Here is a 16709-nt window from a genome sequence, read left to right on the forward strand (position 1 = left end):
GACCGGCAGCGAGACCCAGATTCCCGACATGGCGACCCTTCTCGCCGCGGCCGTCGCGTCCGTCGGGGGCGCCGAGCGCCCCGGGCAGGTGACGATGGCACAGGCGGTCGAGAACGCCATCGAGTCCGGGGAGCACGTCGCCGCACAGGCCGGCACGGGGACGGGCAAGTCGCTCGCCTATCTGGTTCCCGCGATCCGCCATGCCGTCAAGGAGAAGACGACCGTGGTGGTGTCCACGGCGACGATCGCGTTGCAGCGGCAGCTCGTCGACCGCGACCTGCCGCGGCTCGCCGAGGCCCTCGGGCCGCTGCTCGGGGCGGAGCTGAAGTTCGCGATCCTCAAGGGGCGCCGCAACTACCTGTGCCTGCACCGGGTGCAGACGGGTGTGCCCGAGGAGGAGGACGGCGGGCCGAGCCTGTTCGACCCGCAGCAGCTGTCCTCGCTCGGACGGCAGGTCAAGCGGCTGAACGAGTGGGCCGAGGAGACCAAGACCGGCGACCGCGACGAGCTGGTTCCGGGGGTGGGCGAGCAGGCGTGGCGGCAGGTCGCCGTGACGGCGAAGGAGTGCCTGGGCGCGCAGCGGTGCCCGCACGGGAGCGAGTGCTTCGCCGAGCTGGCGCGGGCTGAGGCCGGCGAGGCGCACATCGTCGTCACCAACCACGCGCTGCTGGCCATCGACGCCCTGGAGGAGTTCCAGGTCCTGCCCGAGCACGACGTGGTGATCGTGGACGAGGCCCACGAGCTGGTCGACCGGGTCACCTCCGTCGCGACGGGGGATCTGAGCGCGGCCGGCGTGGAGACGGCCGCGCGGCGGTGCGGGCGCCTGACCGAGGAGCACGTCGCCGACCGGCTCAAGGAGGCCGCCGAAGGGCTCGGCCTTCTGCTGGAGGAGATGCCCGCCGGCCGAATGGACGTCCTGTCCGGCGCCCTGGGCAACACTCTGGCCTCAGTGCGGGACGCCGCCCACGGCTGCATCACGGCGCTCGGGCCGGAGAAGAAGGATTCCGACCCCGGCGACATGGCCGCGCGCAAGGCGGCGCGGTCCTCGCTTGAGGAACTGCACGACACGGCCGTGCGAATCCTGGAGGCGTTCCAGCCCGAGATGGCGCAGCGCTTCGACGTGGTGTGGCTGGAGAAGCCGTTCGTCCAGGAAGGGCGCCCGAAGCGGCCGCCGGCGCTGCACGTGGCGCCGATCGGTGTCGGCGGTCTGCTGCGCACGACACTGTTCGAGCAGCGCACCGCGGTCCTGACGTCGGCGACGCTCACGCTGGGCGGATCGTTCGAGCCGCTCGCCCGCCAGTGGGGCCTGCCGCCGCTGGACGAGGGCGCGTCGAGGGACGCCAAGACCGCCGCCGAGGGCCTCGCGCAGACCGCGACGGAGAAGGGCGAGGAGACCGAGGTCGTCTGGTCGGGGCTCGACGTCGGTTCGCCGTTCGACCATCCGAAGGCGGGCATCCTCTACGTCGCGCGGCATCTGCCGCAGCCGGGGCGGGACGGCCTCGCCGACGCCTACCTGACCGAGATCACCGAGCTGATCGAGGCGGCGGGCGGACGGACGCTCGGCCTGTTCTCCTCGATGCGCGCCGCTCGCCAGGCCGCCGACGAGCTGAAGGACCACCTGACCCACCCGCTGCTGTGCCAGGGCGAAGACTCCACGTCGCTGCTGGTGAAGCAGTTCGCCGAGGACGAGCGGACCTGCCTGTTCGGCACCCTGTCGCTCTGGCAGGGCGTGGACGTCCCCGGCCCCTCGCTGCAGCTCGTCATCATGGACCGCATCCCGTTCCCGCGCCCGGACGACCCGGTGTCCTCGGCGCGGTCCCGGGCCGTCGCGGCGCGCGGCGGCAACGGGTTCATGGCGGTCGCGGCGACGCACGCGGCGCTGCTGCTCGCGCAGGGCGCGGGCCGGCTGCTGCGCTCGATGGACGACCGGGGCGTGGTCGCCGTCCTCGACCCGCGGCTCGCCACGGCCCGCTACGGCGGCTTCCTCAAGAACTCGCTGCCGCCGTTCTGGGCGACCACGGATCCCGCCGTCGTCCGCGGCGCCCTCCGGCGCCTTGACGCCGCCGCGTCACCGTCCTAGCGGCGGTAGGTGGAGAGGAACTCCCCGATGCGCCCGACGGCGTCCTCCAGGTCGTCGGCGTACTGGAGGGTGACGATGCGGAAGTGGTCGGTGGACGGCCAGTTGAACCCGGTCCCCTGCACGATGAGGAGCTTCTGCTGCTCCAGCAGGTCGAGGGCGAAGCGCATGTCGTCCTCGATCGGGTACATCTCCGGGTCCAGGCGCGGGAAGACGTACAGGGCGCCGCGCGGTTTGACGCAGCTGACGCCCGGCAGGTCGTTCAGCAGTTTCCAGGCGCGGTCGCGCTGCTCGCCGAGGCGCCCGGTCGGCAGGACGAGCTCGTCGATGCTCTGGTAGCCGCCCAGCGCGGCCTGGATGGCGTGCTGCCCCGGGACGTTCGGGCACAGCCGCATGTTGGCGAGGATGTCGAGGCCCTCGATGTAGGACTCGGCGTGCTCCTTCGGCCCGGACAGCACCACCCATCCCGAGCGGAACCCGGCGACGCGATAGTTCTTGGACAGGCCGCCGAAGGTGAGGCACAGCAGGTCGGGGGCCAGGGACGCGATCGGGACGTGCTCGGCGTCGTCGTAGAGGATCCGGTCGTAGATCTCGTCCGCGAAGATGATCAGGTTGCGGCGGCGGGCGACCTCGACGATGCGCGAGAGCACCTCGCGCGAGTAGACGGCGCCGGTCGGGTTGTTCGGATTGATGATCACCAGGGCCCGGGTGCGGTCGCCGATCTTGGACTCGATGTCGTCCAGGCTCGGCTGCCACCCGTCGTCCTCGTCGCACAGGTAGTGGACGGGCGTCCCTCCGCACAACGACACCGCCGCCGTCCACAGCGGGTAGTCGGGCGTCGGGATGAGCACCTCGTCGCCGTCGTTGAGCAGCGCCTGCAGCGTCATGACGATGAGCTCGGAGACGCCGTTGCCGAGGTAGACGTCCTCGACGTCGACGCCGGTGACACCGCTGTCCTCGAAGCCCTGCACGATGGCGCGGCGGGCGGGCAGGATGCCCTTGGAGTCGCTGTAGCCGTGCGCCTCCGGCAGGTTGCGGATCATGTCCTGGAGGAGTCCGGGAGGCGCCTCGAACCCGAAGGGGGCCGGGTTGCCGATGTGCAGCTTGAGGATCTTGCTGCCCTCGTTCTCCATCTGCTTGGCGCGCTTGAGGACCGGCCCGCGGATGTCGTAACAGACGTTGGTCAGCTTGCCCGACTGGTTGACCTGCATGGACTTACCTTAGCCACGGCCCGCGCGCGACACGCGGCCCGCCCCGAAACGGCCCTGCGACCTGGGAGGACGCCCCGTTCCCCCGGCGCGGCGCCGGGGGAACGGGGACGGGCGCGTCACGGCGCGGCGAGGTCACGGCGCGGCGATGGCGGAAAGGATCGCCAGCCGCGCCGCCCGCCGGGCGGGACGGATCGCGGCGAGAGCCCCCGCGACCGCGCCGACCCCCGCGATGACCGCGACCTGCGCGGCGGGCGGCGCGAACGGGTTGCCGAGGGCGGCGCCGAGGCCCCAGCCGAGGAACACGCCGAGGCCGAGGCCGCCGCCGGTGCCGAACAGCGCCACGATGACCGATTCCCAGCGCACCATCGACCGGATCTGCGGGCGCGTCGCGCCGACCGCGCGGAGCAGGCCGAGTTCGCGGGTCCGCTCGTGGACGGCGAGCGACAGCGTGTTGGCGATGCCGAGCAGCGCGACGACGATGGCCAGGATCAGCATCCCGTAGACGACGCTGATGAAACCGGCCATCTCCTCGGTCTGCGCCGCCACGAACTCGTCCCTCGACTCCACGGCGGGCGCCCCGTAGGGCTTGGCCAGCGCGGTGAGGGCCTGCCGGGCGGACGCGACCGACGCGCCGGGCTTCAGCTCGACGAACGCCCTGGTGTCCAGCGGCTGCCTGGTGTGCGCGTCCCAGACCGACCGCGGGACAAGGTAGTCGCCGGTCATGTCGGTGTTGCCGTAGACGGCGCCCACGGTGAGCTTCTGTGAGGCACCGTCCGCGAACCTCACGCCGACCGCGGTACCCACGCGCCACCCGTTGTCGTCCGCGGCTTTCTTCGAGACGGCGAACGTACCGGCGTCGTTGAGGCCGCCTTGGGTGACGTCCAGGTCGAGGACGCGCCGCAGGCTCGACGGGTCGGCCACGCTGACGGTGGACGGCTCGCCGTTCACCCGCATGCCGCCCGTGCCCATCCCGGCGACGTCACCCACCTGGGGCAGCTCGGCCGCCTCCCGCACGAGCGAGGTGGCGAACCCGCCGGTCTCGTTGGTACCCGCGTCCACGACGATCGGGCCCTTGAACGACCCGGCGACGCCGTCCTCCAGGGAGGCGCGCAGCGATCCGAGGAACACCGTCATCAGCGTGACGACCCCGACGCCGATCATCAGCGCGGTCGCCGCCCCGGCCGTGCGCGCCGGGCTGCGGGTGGCGTTGTCGCGCGCGAGCGCCCCGGGCACGCCGCGCAGCCGCGCAGCGGGCCCGCCGAGCAGCGCCGCGACGGGACGGGCCGCGACGGGGCCGAGCACGACCATCGAGACGACGGTCATCACCGCGCCCGCGGCCGCCATCGCCATCTGCCCGGTGACCGCGCCGAACGAGACGGTGCCGACCGCGACCGCCGCGAAGACGCCGCCGACGATGAGGCGGGTCTCCGACGGCCGGGACGTCTCGGCCGCGACCTCGCGCAGCGCGGCCAGCGGCGGCACCCGCGACGCCTTCAGCGCCGGGCCGAGCGCGGCGGCCAGCGTGACCAGCAGCCCCACCGGGACCGCGATCATGAACGTGGTGGCGGCGATGGTGAGGCCCTCCAGCGCGATGCCGATGCGGAAGCGGATGAACAGCTCCCGGAGCAGGGCGGCGAACCCGAGCCCGCCGGCGAGTCCGGCGAGGGTCGCGGCGGCGCCGATCACCAGCGCCTCGAAGCCGACGATGGTGACGACCTGCCGGCGCCCGGCGCCGAGCGCGCGCAGCAGGGCCGACTCGCGGGTCCGCTGCGCCATCGTGATCGCGAACGTGTTGTGGATGCTGAACGCGGCGACCAGCAGCGCCACGCCGCCGAACGCGGCCAGGACGGTCCTGAACACGCGCAGGAAGCCGTTCTGGACGAGGCTCATGCCCTCCTCGACCTGCGCCTTCTTCGTGAGGGCCTGGACCCCGGCGGGCAGCACCGGCCGCACGCGGGACGCCAGTTCCGCCTGGTCGACGCCGTCCTCGGCGCGGACGGCGACGCCGCTGATGCGGTCGGCGCCCTTCGCGACGTGCCTGCGGGCCCCGTCGAGGGAGAACGCCGTGAACGACGTCTCGCCGAAGGCCTCCTCGTCGCCGAACATGCTGATGCCGACGACGGTCACCGAGACCTTCTCCGGCGTGAGCACCGCCGTCCGGTCGCCGACCTTCAGGTGGCCCTCGTCGGCGAACATCCTGTCGATGACGACCTCGTCCGGGGCGCGGGGCGCCCGCCCTTCGGCGAGCCGGTAGGGGTTGAGCTTCGGGTCGGTCTTCCAGTTGCCCGCCGTCCGGGGGCCGCGCGAAGGGATCACCGTGCCGTCCTTGGCGAGCAACTGCCCCGACCCCTCGATGGTCGGCTCGGCGTTGGCGACGCCCTTCACCTGACGCACACCGTCCAGGACGGACGCGTCGATCTGCCCGCGCGCGCCCCACGGCGCGTCGCTCACCCTGGTCGCGTTCCGGACGACCACGTCCGTGTCGCCGTACGCACTGGAGACGTACCCGTCGATGCTCGCCGCGAGGGTGTCGCCGAGGACGAGCGTCCCGGTCAGGAACGTCACGCCGAGGAAGACCGCCATCAGGGATCCGGCCATGCGGCGCTTGCGTCCCCACAGCTCCTTGAAGACGAGCCCGGTCATCGGTGGTCCCCCAGCCCGCGCATGCGGTCGAGCACGCGGTCGGGTGTGGGCGCGTCCATGACGTCCACGATCCGGCCGTCGGCCAGGAACACCACCGCGTCGGCGTGCCCGGCGGCGACCGGGTCGTGGGTGACCATCGCCACGGTCTGCCCCAGGTGGTCCACGGCGTCGCGCAGGAGCGCCAGCACCTCGGCGCCGGTGCGGGAGTCGAGGTTGCCGGTCGGCTCGTCCGCGAACACGATCTGCGGGCGGGTGACCAGGGCGCGCGCCAGCGCCACGCGCTGCTGCTGCCCGCCCGACATTTCCGAGGGACGGTGCGACAGCCTGTCCCCCAGCTTCAGGACGCGGACGACCGTGTCCAGCCACTCCCGCTCCGGGTCCGTCCCCGCGAGGGTCAGGGGCAGGAGGATGTTGTCGCGGGCCGTCAGCGTGGGGAGCAGGTTGAACGCCTGGAACACGAACCCGATCCGCTCGCGCCTGAGCCGCGTCAGGCGACGGTCCGACAGCGCCCCGAGCTCCTGGTCGCCGACGTGGACCTTGCCGGACGTCGCGTCCTCCAGGCCCGCGACGCAGTGCATGAGCGTGGACTTCCCGGCCCCGGACGGCCCCATGATCGCGGTGAACCGGCCCGCCGGGAACTCCACGCTGACGTCGTCGAGGGCCCTTACCGCCATGGCGCCGGACCCGTAGACCTTGCTGAGGCCCACCGTGCGGGCGCCGCCCGCGACGGCCTCCCCGATCGGTCGGCTTGCTTTCGCTGCGTTCTCCATGACCGGGATCGTGGCCTCGCGCCATGGGGCCCGTCGTCGGGCCAGGAGATGCACTGCGCATGCTCCCCGGGGAGGCCGCGCGGGGGACCTGATACGTCCGGCGCGGTACGCGGCGGACCGGCGAAGATCAATAAGACGCGGTGTCCAATTGTGATGCGGGCAACATACATGCAGGCTTGATTGCATGTATCTCGCGCTCGTACCGTCGGAGTCGTGTCAGTAAGCAGCCGCAGACGTCACCGGCACGGCTCCTCCGGGCGCCGCACGCAGGAGGAGCGCCGGGAGCGCACGCAGGCCAGGCTCCTGGAGGCCACCACGGAGTGCCTGGTGGACCTCGGCTGGTCCGGGACGTCCACCACGGAGGTGGCGCGCCGCGCCGGCGTCTCGCGCGGGGCGCAGCAGCACCACTACCCGACGAAGATGGTCCTCGTCGCGGCGGCGCTGGAGCACCTGCTGGAGGCGCAGCGCCTGGCCTACGAGACGGCCTTCGCGGTGCTGCCGGCGGAGCGGCGCAACGTGTCGGGGGCGCTCGACCTGCTCTGGGAGGTGTTCCGCGGCCGTCCGGCCAAGGCCCTCATGGAGCTGGCGGTGGCGGCCCGCACCGACGACGAGCTGCGGCCGCTGTGCCGCGATCTGAACGAGCGGATCCTCCAGGTGATCACGGAGACCTTCGAGCGGCTGTTCCCCGACAACACCCTTCCCCCCGACTTCGTCTCGACGACGCTGCGCACCCTGTTCGCCATGTTCGTCGGGCTGTCCATCCAGAACGCGCTGGACGACGACGCCGACGGCCACCAGGCCGCGGTGCTGCGCCAGGTCAAGGACGTCGCGCAGCTGATCGTCCCCGAGCCGGGCCAGGCGGAGGCCCGGCCCCGCACCGGCCCCTAGCCACGACCCGTCACACACCGGCCCCGGCCGACCGCACCACCCCGAGGGAGCGTCCCCCATGCCGAAAGCCCCCACCGAACTCGCCGACGAGGTCCGCGAGCAGGTCAAGGACAAGAAGTCGTACCTCGGCGTCATCGACCGCCTGAACAAGGCCTCGGTCGACAAGCACTGGGAGGCCTACACCGACATCCCCTGGGACGACCCCGAGTTCCTCGTCGACAAGAACGACCCGCGCTGGGTGCTGCCGCCGTTCGACCGGCTCGGGGAGACGGCGTGGTACCAGTCGCAGCCGCCGGAGATCAAGTCGCAGATCGGCCTCTGGCGCGTCGCCACCGCGATGAAGATCGGGCTGCAGTTCGAGAACCTGCTGAAGCGCGGGCTGCTCAACTACGCCTACCGGCTGCCGAACGGGCGGCCCGAGTTCCGGTACGTCTACCACGAGACGACCGAGGAATGTCACCACGGCATGATGTTCCAGGAGTTCGTGAACCGGACGAAGATGCCGATCCGCGGCATGCCGCGCGCGCTCAGCCTCATCGCGCAGGCCGCCCCGTGGATCCCGCTGGTCAGCACCGAGATGTTCTTCATCTTCGTGCTCGGCGGCGAGGACCCGATCGACTACGTCCAGCGCAAGTCCCTCAAGGGCGGGCACATCAAGCACCCCCTGGAGGAGACCATCATGAAGATCCACATCGCGGAGGAGGCCCGGCACATCTCGTTCGCCCGGCACTACCTCAAGCACCGCGTCCCGAACATGCACCCGGTGCGCCGCCGGATCCTCGGCATCGCGACGCCCGTCGTCCTCGGCGTGATGGCGCGGATCATGCTCTCCCCGCCCGGCCCGATGGTGCGGCACTTCAACATCCCGAAGGACGTCGTCCGCGCCGCCTACAAGAACGACGCCGCGCAGGCGGAGATCTCCAACTCGGTCGGCAAGATCCGCGACCTGATGGCCGAGCTCGGCGTGGTCACACCGGTGAACAAGCAGGTCTGGAAGGCCTTCGGCATCTGGGACGAGCCCAAGCAGCGCCGCGCCGTCGAGCCGGCCAAGGCCGCCTGAGCATGGCGCAGGCCGAGGGCGGCCCCGCCGTCGTCACGCCCGCGGCGGGGCCGGGCGGCCCGTACAAGGTCGTCGTCATCGGGACGGGCTTCTCGGGCCTCGGGATGGCGATCGGGCTGAAGAAGGCCGGCGTGCACGACTTCGTCATCCTGGAGAAGGCGAACGAGGTCGGCGGGACGTGGCGGGAGAACACCTATCCCGGATGCGCGTGCGACATCATGTCGCTGCTGTACTCCTACTCGTTCGAGCCGAAGAACGACTGGTCGCGGATGTTCCCGAAGCAGGGCGAGCTGCTGCGGTACATCAAGGACGTGGTCGACAAGTACGAGCTCGCGCAGCACATCCGGTTCAACGCCGAGGTGACCGCGACGGAGTACGACGACGCCACCGACACCTGGCGGGTGACCGTCAACGGCGGCGAGACCGTCCGCGGGCGGGCGCTGGTCGCCGGAATGGGGCCGCTGCACCGTCCGAGCATCCCCGACCTGCCCGGTCTCGCCTCGTTCGAGGGGACGGCGTTCCACTCCGCCGAGTGGGACCACTCCTACGACCTGACCGGCAAGCGGGTCGCGGTGATCGGGACGGGCGCGTCGGCGATCCAGTTCGTCCCGCAGATCGCGGGGAAGGTCCGGCATCTGACGGTGTTCCAGCGGACGCCGCCGTGGATCCTGCCGAAGCCCGACCGCCGGGTCACCGGGGTGGAGCGGGCGCTGTTCCGCCGCGTCCCGCTCGTCCAGCGCGGGTACCGCAACGCCATCTACCTGATGCAGGAGAGCTTCGTCCTGGGGTTCAAGAACCCCAGGCTGCTGAAGGCGGCCGGTTCCCTGGCCCGCCGGCACCTGGCCCGGCAGGTGCCGGACCGGGACCTGCGCCGAAAGCTCACCCCCGACTACACGATGGGCTGCAAGCGGACGCTGGTGTCGAGTGACTACTACCCGGCGCTGATGCGGCCCAACGTGGAGCTGACCATCGAGGGCATCACCGAGATCCGCCCGCGTTCGATCGTCACGCGCGACGGGCGCGAGCACGAGGTGGACGCCATCGTCTTCGGCACCGGCTTCCACGTCACCGACGCCTTCGCCGGCGCCCGCATCGTCGGCCGCGACGGGCTGCGGATCCAGGACGCGTGGCGGGACGGCATCGAGGCGCACCTCGGCGTCGCCGTGAAGGGCTTCCCGAACCTGTTCCTGCTGCTCGGCCCGAACTCCGGCCTCGGCCACAACTCGATGATCTTCATCATCGAGGCGCAGGTCCGCTACGTCCTGCAGTGCCTGGCGATGCTGGACGACGCGGGCGGCTCCGCGATCTCGGTCAGGCCGTCCGCGCAGGACCGGTTCAACCGCTGGGTGCAGCACCGGTCGGAGGGCGCCGTGTGGGTGGCCGGGGGCTGCGACAGCTGGTACCTCGACCGCGAGGGCGTGAACCGGGCGGCGTGGCCGGCGTCCACCCTCGCCTTCTGGCTGCGGACCCGCCGCCTCGACCCCGGCGACTTCCAGATCGAGCGCCGGGACGAGTCCGCGGCGCCGAGTTTGTCGTCCCGGTGAGTACCGGCGGCCCGCGCCGCCGCCTAGAATCCACGCAATTGAACAGAACATCCAATTAGCCAGTGCGGTCCGGGCTCGCTCCACCCCCGAGCCCGGACCCGCTGTTCACCCGAGCGGAGCGCGCAATGAGCATCGCGATCGTGACCGGAGGAGCGTCCGGCATCGGCCGTGCGATCGCCACGTCCCTGGTGGCGCGCGGCGACACCGTCGTGGTCACCGACATCAACGCCGAGGGCGCCGCGCAGGTCGCCGACAAACTGAACACCCTCGGCAGCGGCAAGGCCGTCTCCGCCCCCCTCGACGTCACCGACGCCGCCGCCGTCGCCGACCTCTACCAGGGCGTCAAGGCCGACCACGGGCGGCTCGACCTGGTGTTCAACAACGCGGGCATCGCGGTCGGCGGGCTGGCCGAGGAGCTCACCCTCGACCACTGGAACCGCGCCATCGACATCAACCTCAAGGGCGTCGTGCACGGCGTCCACGCCGCCTACCCGATCATGCTGGAGCAGGGCCGCGGCCACATCGTCAACACCGCCTCGCTCGCCGGGCTCGTCCCGATGCCGATCGGCATCCCCTACACCGCCACCAAGCACGCCGTCGTCGGCCTCTCCCTCGGCCTGCGCGCCGAGGCCGCGGGGCGCGGCGTCAAGGTCAGCGTGGTGTGCCCGAGCTTCGTGGACACCCCGCTCCTGCACAACGTCAACCCCGGCCTGCCCGAGACCCCGCTGAGCGGCGACGCCACCGGCGACATCGCGAAGGCGGCACCGCGCCTGTACACGGCCGAGAAGCTCGCGCGCGACATCATGCGCGGCGTCGCCAAGAACCAGGCCCTGATCGTCTCGCCCGCCCACGGCCGCCTCGCCTGGCGCGGCGTCCGCCTCAACCCGGGCGCGGCCGTCCGCGTCGCCCAGATCGGCGTCAACCGCATCCGCGGCGGCAAGTAGGACGGTCGCCCGCTGGAACGCCTCTCTCCTTCGACCTGCGACGGCTTCGAAATGTCGCAGGTCGAAGGCGGGTTCCTCGGGTCGTCCGGAGAGACACCGTGGGCCGGCCTCCGCGCGGGAGACGGGCGACGGCCCGCATAGGCTGGACGGCGTGGAGCGCATCCTGGTCAGCTCATGCCTCGCCGGGCGGCCCGTCCGCTACGACGGCGCGGCCAAGCCGGTGGCGGGCGGGCTCTTCGAGCGCTGGCGCACCGAGGGCCGCCTCGTCCCGTTCTGTCCCGAGGTGTCGGGCGGCCTGCCCGTCCCCCGCCCGCCGGCCGAGATCGTCGGCGGGGACGGCGGCGACGTCCTCGACGGCACGGCCCGCATCCTCACCGGCAGCGGCGCCGACGTCACCGGCGAGTTCCTGCGCGGTGCCCGCCTGGCCCTGGAGGCCGCGCGGCGCGCCGGCGCCCGCCTCGCCCTGCTCAAAGAGGGGAGCCCGTCCTGCGGCGGCCACCGCGTCCACGACGGCACCTTCACCGGCACGTCGGTCCCCGGCTCCGGCGTGACGACCGCGCTCCTCCGCCGCGCCGGCATCCACGTCTTCAGCGAAGACGAACTGGGCGAACTGGACGCCCTCCTCGGCGACCTGGAAGCCTGAACACGGGAGAGTCGCCGGCGCACCGGCCTCAAGCCGTGAAACGGGCCATCTGCTCGGCGGTCAGCGCCGAAACGGGCAGCGGCCGCGCGGCCTCGGCCCGCAGCCCGTCGAGGAAGAACCCGAGGCAGCGCCGCCAGGCGTCGGGCGCGGCATCCGCGGACTCCCGGATGACCTGCGACATCGCCCACATCAGCGGCACGACGTCCTGCGGCTCGAAGTCGGGGCGCAGATCCCCGGCCTCCTTGGCCCTGGCCGTGATCGTCACCAGGTGGTCGAATCCCCGATCGCAGGCGGCGTTCAACTCGGCGGCGAGGGGGTAGCGCCGGGCGAGCGCGTCGTTGAGCCCGCGGTCCTCGGCCTGCAAGGCGAACAGTCCCTCGATGTAGCCGACGAACCCGCTCCAGGGATCGGGCTCGGCCAGGGACCGCTCGACGATCTCGTCGAGCGCGGCCAGGCGGGCGGGGAAGATGGCGTCGAAGAGGTTCTCCCGCGCGGGGAAGTGGTTGTAGAGCGTGCCGATGCTCACGCCCGCCCGCCGCGCGACCTCCTCCAGCGGCGCGTCGAGGCCGCGTTCCCCGAACACGGCCGCGCCGGCGACCACCAGCTTGTCCCGATTGCGCACGGCGTCCGCCCGAGGCGGCCTGCTCTTTCCGGCCATGCCCCCATACTACGAAGTTGAGGAGACCCTCAAGTTTCATGCTAAGTTGAGGGCGTCCTCAACTTGCTGGAGGTTCACATGTCATCCACGACCGTCGTCATCGGGGCCGGACCGGGTCTCGGCATGTCCGTCGCGCACCGCTTCGGCCGCGAAGGCCACAAGATCGTGCTCCTGTCCAGGAACCCGGCGCGCCACCCCGGCTACCTCGCGGCGCTGGAGGCCGAGGGCATCGAGGCCACGGCCCGCGCCGCGGACGTCCGCGACCGTGACGCGCTGCTCGCCGCGCTCGACGCCGTCGGCCCCGTCGACGTCGTCTACTACGGCCCCGGCGCGGCGGACCCCGACGCCCGGCCCACCGCCATCGCCTCGACGGACGTACCGACCGCCAAGGAGGCGATGAGCTGGGTGTATCCCGCGATCGACGTGGTGGGCGCCGTCCTGCCCGGGATGCTGGAGCGCGGCGGCGGCGGGCTGCTGTTCGCGGGCGGCCTCAGCGCCGTCGTCCCGATGCCCATGCTCGGCGGCTTCGCCCTCTCCTCGGCGGCTCTGCGGAACTACGCCCTCACGCTCAACGCGGCCCTGACCGAGAAGGGGATCTACGCCGGCACGCTGACGATCGGCGGGCTGATCGAACGCGGCGACATCCACCGGATGATCATGTCCCGGATGGAGGACCTGGACGGCATCACCGTCGGCACCCTCGACCCCGACGACATCGCCGACACCGCATGGGACCTCTACGCCAAGCGCGACCGCGCCGAAGCGGTCTTCAACGCGCTGGCGTAACGCCCTCCCCCACGCGGCGCATCATCGCAAGTTGCGCCGCGGAGCCCCGTGGTGGTCGCTCCTCAGCCGTTCCGTTCGGATGCTCCCGGTGGCGTCGCCGCGCGAGCGGCGCCGCCTTCGAGGATGCCGGCGGCCTCCCCGGCCAGGCCCGCGAGCAGGCTCAGGGCCGCGGCCGAGGGGGTGCCCGGGTCGGCGGTGAACACCGCCATGCGCTGGCCCTCGTCGTTGGACAGCTCCATGATCTCGTTGTTCAGCATCATCGCCCCCACCAGCGGATGCCGGAACTCGCGCGTGTACCGGACGGCGCAGTCCTGGACCGGATGCGCCGCCCACAAAGACGTGAACTCCGGGCTGTGCACGGTGAGCTCGCCGATGAGGCCGTTCAGTTCCGGGTCGTGGGGGTAGCGGGCGGCGGTCATGCGAACGTCCGCGACCGTGTCCCGGGCCTTGGTCCGCCAGTCGGCGTACAGCTCGCGCGTATGCGGGTCCAGGAAGACCAGGCGGGCGATGTTGGGGCGTCCACGGGGCTGCTCGGGAGCCTCGAACGGGACGTGCCCGGCGAGCAGCGCGTGCGCGGCGCGGTTCCAGGCGAGCACGTCGTAGCGGCGCCCCATGATCAGTGCGGGGGTGTCGCCGAACGCGCCGACCATGAGGCGGACAGCGGGGCGCAGCCGCTCCGGGCGCGGGCGCCGGCGCGGTTCCGCCTTCTGGCGGGCAAGGCTCCGCATGTAGGCGTGCTCCGTCTCGTCCAGCCGCAGGACGCGGGCGACCGCGTCGAGGACGGCCTGCGAGGCGTTGGTGCTCTGCCCCTGCTCCAGGCGTGTGTAGTACCCGGCGCTGACGCCCGCGAGCTGCGCCAGTTCCTCGCGGCGCAGCCCGGGCACGCGCCGCCGGCCGCCGTAGTCGGGTAGGCCGACGTCCTCGGGGCGAAGCCGGGCGCGACGGCTGCGCAGGAACTCACCGAGTTCGGACCGCTGCTCCATGCCGTCCAGCATGCCCGCCTCCGCCCCCCTTTGCCTGCACCCGTCGGATGTAGGCACCGCAGGGGTGCCCTCAGCAGGGGGCTGGGTAGCGCTCGCGGTCCGCCGCAGGGTGGGCCGTGCCGGGACGCCGTCATGCGTTCCGGCACGGCACATCATGAAAGGCGAACATGACGGACGAATCGATCCGGCGCGCGCGTTCCAGCGCGCTCGGCCGCCGCGGATGGCTGGCCCTGCTCACCTTGTGCGGCGCCACCTTCATGACAGGGCTGGACTACTCGGTCGTGACCGTGGCCCTGCCCGAGATAGGACGCGATCTGGGCTTCGCGAGCACCGGTTCGCTCCAGTGGGTCGCGACGGCCTGCCTGCTCCCGACCGCGAGCCTGCTGCCTCTGTTCGGCCGCGTCTCCGACATCGTCGGCCGCCGCAGGCTGTTCACCCTGGGAGTCGTCCTGTTCGGGGGCCTCTCCCTGGCGGCGGCGCTGGCGACGGGGCCGGCCCTGCTGATCGCCGCCCGTGCGGGCCAGGGCGCGTCCGCCGCGATGATCACCCCGACCGCCATCGCGCTGATGACCGCGGCGTTCCCGGAAGGACCCCGCCGAACGCGGGCGCTGGGCGTCAACGGTGCGGTGCTGTCGCTGGGGTTCGTCCTCGGCACCCTGGGCGGCGGCGTCATCACCAGCGGCCTGAACTGGCGCTGGACCATGCTGCTCCTGGCCGCCATCAGCGTCCTGGTGCTGCTCGGCACGACCACGCTGCCGCCGGGCACCGGCACACGGGCGACGGCCCGCCTGGACGTCCCCGGCGCCGCCCTGGCGAGCATCGGCCTGTTCGCCCTGGTCTATGGCATCTCGACAGGCGCCGACGCGGGCTGGGCGAGCCCGCCGACGCTGGGTTCCCTCTCCCTGGCCGCGCTCTCCCTGAGCGCGTTCCTCCTGGCGGAGCGGCGGCACCCGGCACCCCTGATCCCGCTGGGCCTCCTGAACAGGCCGACGGTGAAGTGGAGCGGCCTGGTCGGCTTCGTCACCCTCGGCATGTGCGGCGGGACGACGGTCCTCCTCAGCCTCTACATGCAGGACGTGCTCGGCTATTCGGCACTGGCCACGGGTGCCGGCTTCCTCGCGGAGGGCATCGCGGCCCTCGTCGCGGGTGTGCTGGCCGCCCGGCTGATCGCAGTCCTGGGCAAGGCCCGCGCCATGAGCCTCGGCCTCGCCGTCCAGGGCATCGGCACCGGCGCGATGGTCCTCCTGCCCGTGGAGGGCGGACTTCCGCTCCTGCTCGCCACATCCGGCGCCATGGGCTTCGGCCACGTCCTGACGGTCGTCTCCTTCATCACCACCATGACGTCCGGGCTGCGGGACGACGAGCAGGGCACCGCAGGCGGCCTGTCACAACTGCCGCAGTTCCTCGGCGGCATCGGCACGGCCGGCCTGGCGGCCATCGTCACGGCTCGCACCGATGCCCTTTCGTCCGCGGCGGATCCAGTCCTCGCCACCCTGGGCGGCCTGCACACGGCCACCTTCGTGGCGGGTCTCCTCTGCCTGACCGCCACCGCCCTACCGCTGCTCCTCCGGGCGACGCCCCTCGACCCGACGGCCGCAGCGAGCAGGTCCGGGACGGAACGAGCACCCCTTTAAGACCGGTATCAACGGGCCGGCGAGACACGGGCCGCGCGGCAGGGCACTGAACACCTGCCGCGCCCACCGGCGGTCGATCTTTGACAGGCAAGCAGTGGCTTGCCTAACGTTGGGCGAGTGGGAGACATGTTCAAGGCTTTGGCCGACCCCACCCGGCGCACCATCCTCGACGAGCTGACCCGCCAGAACGGTCAGACGCTCTACGAGATCTGCGGCCGCCTGACGACCATGCACGGGCTCGGGTCCTCACGGCAGGCGATCTCGCAGCATCTCGACGTCCTTGAGGCCGCCGGCCTGGTCGAGACCAGGCGCGAGGGCCGGTACAAGTTCCACTACATCAACACCAGTCCGCTCCAGTACATCGTCGAGCGGTGGCTCCACAGGCCCACGGGCGCCGAGCGTCCCTCACGGCCCCACCGTTGAAGAACGACGTCTCCCTGGGCGAGCACCGCTGGCTTACGGTGGTGTCCCCGAAGGACCCGGAAGGCACCAATCTGCTTCTCGAACCCCGCAGCCGCCCCGCGGGGAAGCCGTTTCAAGGAAGCACTGGCCGCTTCGCTCACCGACCCCGGATGACCGCCCACCATGCCAAAAATGAGAAAGGCCCCGCCGGTAACGGCGGGGCCTTTCTGCAATATATGTCCGGCGGCGTCCTACTCTCCCACACGGTCTCCCATGCAGTACCATCGGCGCTGAAGGGCTTAACTTCCGGGTTCGGGATGGGACCGGGTGTTTCCCCCTCGCCAAAACCACCGAACGTCTCAACGCACCACCCAACCTGGGTGGGCAAATCCACGTCCGAGCCATCGGCTCGACATTCCATTAAGTTAAGTCTAACGGGTTCCCGGTTGTTTTCTGGGAACCACAC

Annotated in this window: 14 protein-coding genes and 1 rRNA gene; 9 read left to right on the forward strand and 6 right to left on the reverse strand. The window is 71.8% G+C overall.

The window, feature by feature from the left end; genetic code table 11:
* Positions 1–28: 28 nt before the first annotated feature.
* On the forward strand, positions 29–2080 hold the full coding sequence (locus BJ999_RS31355) for an ATP-dependent DNA helicase (RefSeq protein WP_179838944.1): 2052 nt from the start codon (positions 29–31) through the stop codon (positions 2078–2080).
* Here the strand turns inward: BJ999_RS31355 and BJ999_RS31360 are convergent.
* The 3 genes from BJ999_RS31360 to BJ999_RS31370 form a co-directional block, all read right to left on the reverse strand.
* Complete coding sequence (locus BJ999_RS31360) at positions 2077–3288, reverse strand: pyridoxal phosphate-dependent aminotransferase (protein ID WP_179836607.1); 1212 nt, start codon at positions 3286–3288, stop codon at positions 2077–2079. The genes BJ999_RS31355 and BJ999_RS31360 overlap by 4 nt on opposite strands.
* A 132-nt stretch (positions 3289–3420) precedes the next feature.
* On the reverse strand, positions 3421–5931 hold the full coding sequence (locus tag BJ999_RS31365) for an ABC transporter permease (protein ID WP_179836608.1): 2511 nt from the start codon (positions 5929–5931) through the stop codon (positions 3421–3423).
* Positions 5928–6701, reverse strand: coding sequence for an ABC transporter ATP-binding protein (locus BJ999_RS31370; RefSeq protein WP_179836609.1), 774 nt, complete (start codon positions 6699–6701; stop codon positions 5928–5930). Before BJ999_RS31370 ends, BJ999_RS31365 begins: the two co-directional genes overlap by 4 nt.
* Before the next feature lie 213 nt (positions 6702–6914).
* Between BJ999_RS31370 and BJ999_RS31375 the strand changes: the two genes are divergently transcribed.
* The 5 genes from BJ999_RS31375 (at position 6915) to BJ999_RS31395 (ending at position 11780) form a co-directional block, all read left to right on the forward strand.
* Positions 6915–7589 carry a TetR/AcrR family transcriptional regulator gene (locus BJ999_RS31375; RefSeq protein ID WP_179836610.1) on the forward strand — a complete coding sequence of 225 codons (675 nt, stop codon included), beginning with the start codon at positions 6915–6917 and terminating at the stop codon, positions 7587–7589.
* 58 nt (positions 7590–7647) lie between these two features.
* Complete coding sequence (locus tag BJ999_RS31380; protein ID WP_179836611.1) at positions 7648–8649, forward strand: AurF N-oxygenase family protein; 1002 nt, start codon at positions 7648–7650, stop codon at positions 8647–8649.
* Positions 8650–8651: 2 nt separating this feature from the next.
* Positions 8652–10193 (forward strand): flavin-containing monooxygenase, encoded by a 1542-nt coding sequence (locus BJ999_RS31385; RefSeq protein WP_179836612.1) that lies wholly within the window; start codon positions 8652–8654, stop codon positions 10191–10193.
* Positions 10194–10318: 125 nt separating this feature from the next.
* Entirely contained in the window at positions 10319–11137 is an 819-nt protein-coding gene (locus BJ999_RS31390) for an SDR family NAD(P)-dependent oxidoreductase (RefSeq protein ID WP_179836613.1), read from the forward strand.
* Positions 11138–11288: 151 nt separating this feature from the next.
* The gene (locus BJ999_RS31395; RefSeq protein WP_179836614.1) at positions 11289–11780 is read left to right on the forward strand and encodes a 2-thiouracil desulfurase family protein; all 492 of its coding nucleotides are present in this window, start codon (positions 11289–11291) and stop codon (positions 11778–11780) included.
* Between the two features lie 28 nt (positions 11781–11808).
* Here the strand turns inward: BJ999_RS31395 and BJ999_RS31400 are convergent, their stop codons facing one another.
* Positions 11809–12438, reverse strand: a complete 630-nt coding sequence (locus tag BJ999_RS31400; protein ID WP_179836615.1) for a TetR/AcrR family transcriptional regulator — start codon at positions 12436–12438, stop codon at positions 11809–11811.
* A gap of 78 nt (positions 12439–12516) precedes the next feature.
* On the opposite strand from BJ999_RS31400, the gene BJ999_RS31405 reads away from it, so the two are divergent.
* Positions 12517–13224: an SDR family NAD(P)-dependent oxidoreductase gene (locus BJ999_RS31405; RefSeq protein ID WP_179836616.1), complete on the forward strand. Its 708-nt coding sequence runs from the start codon at positions 12517–12519 to the stop codon at positions 13222–13224.
* A gap of 62 nt (positions 13225–13286) precedes the next feature.
* Here BJ999_RS31405 and BJ999_RS31410 read toward each other — a convergent pair whose 3' ends face one another.
* Positions 13287–14219, reverse strand: coding sequence for a helix-turn-helix transcriptional regulator (locus BJ999_RS31410; RefSeq protein WP_229810158.1), 933 nt, complete (start codon positions 14217–14219; stop codon positions 13287–13289).
* Between the two features lie 155 nt (positions 14220–14374).
* On the opposite strand from BJ999_RS31410, the gene BJ999_RS31415 reads away from it, so the two are divergent.
* Together BJ999_RS31415 and BJ999_RS31420 are read left to right on the forward strand one after the other, a co-directional pair.
* Positions 14375–15841, forward strand: coding sequence for an MFS transporter (locus tag BJ999_RS31415; protein ID WP_179836617.1), 1467 nt, complete (start codon positions 14375–14377; stop codon positions 15839–15841).
* A 126-nt stretch (positions 15842–15967) separates the two neighbouring features.
* The gene (locus BJ999_RS31420; RefSeq protein ID WP_218935311.1) at positions 15968–16264 is read left to right on the forward strand and encodes an ArsR/SmtB family transcription factor; all 297 of its coding nucleotides are present in this window, start codon (positions 15968–15970) and stop codon (positions 16262–16264) included.
* A gap of 217 nt (positions 16265–16481) precedes the next feature.
* Here the strand turns inward: BJ999_RS31420 and rrf are convergent.
* Positions 16482–16598: ribosomal RNA gene (rrf, locus tag BJ999_RS31425) — 5S ribosomal RNA — on the reverse strand.
* Positions 16599–16709 lie beyond the last annotated feature (111 nt).

The organism is Actinomadura citrea, assembly GCF_013409045.1.
GTDB classification, from domain to species: domain Bacteria; phylum Actinomycetota; class Actinomycetes; order Streptosporangiales; family Streptosporangiaceae; genus Spirillospora; species Spirillospora citrea.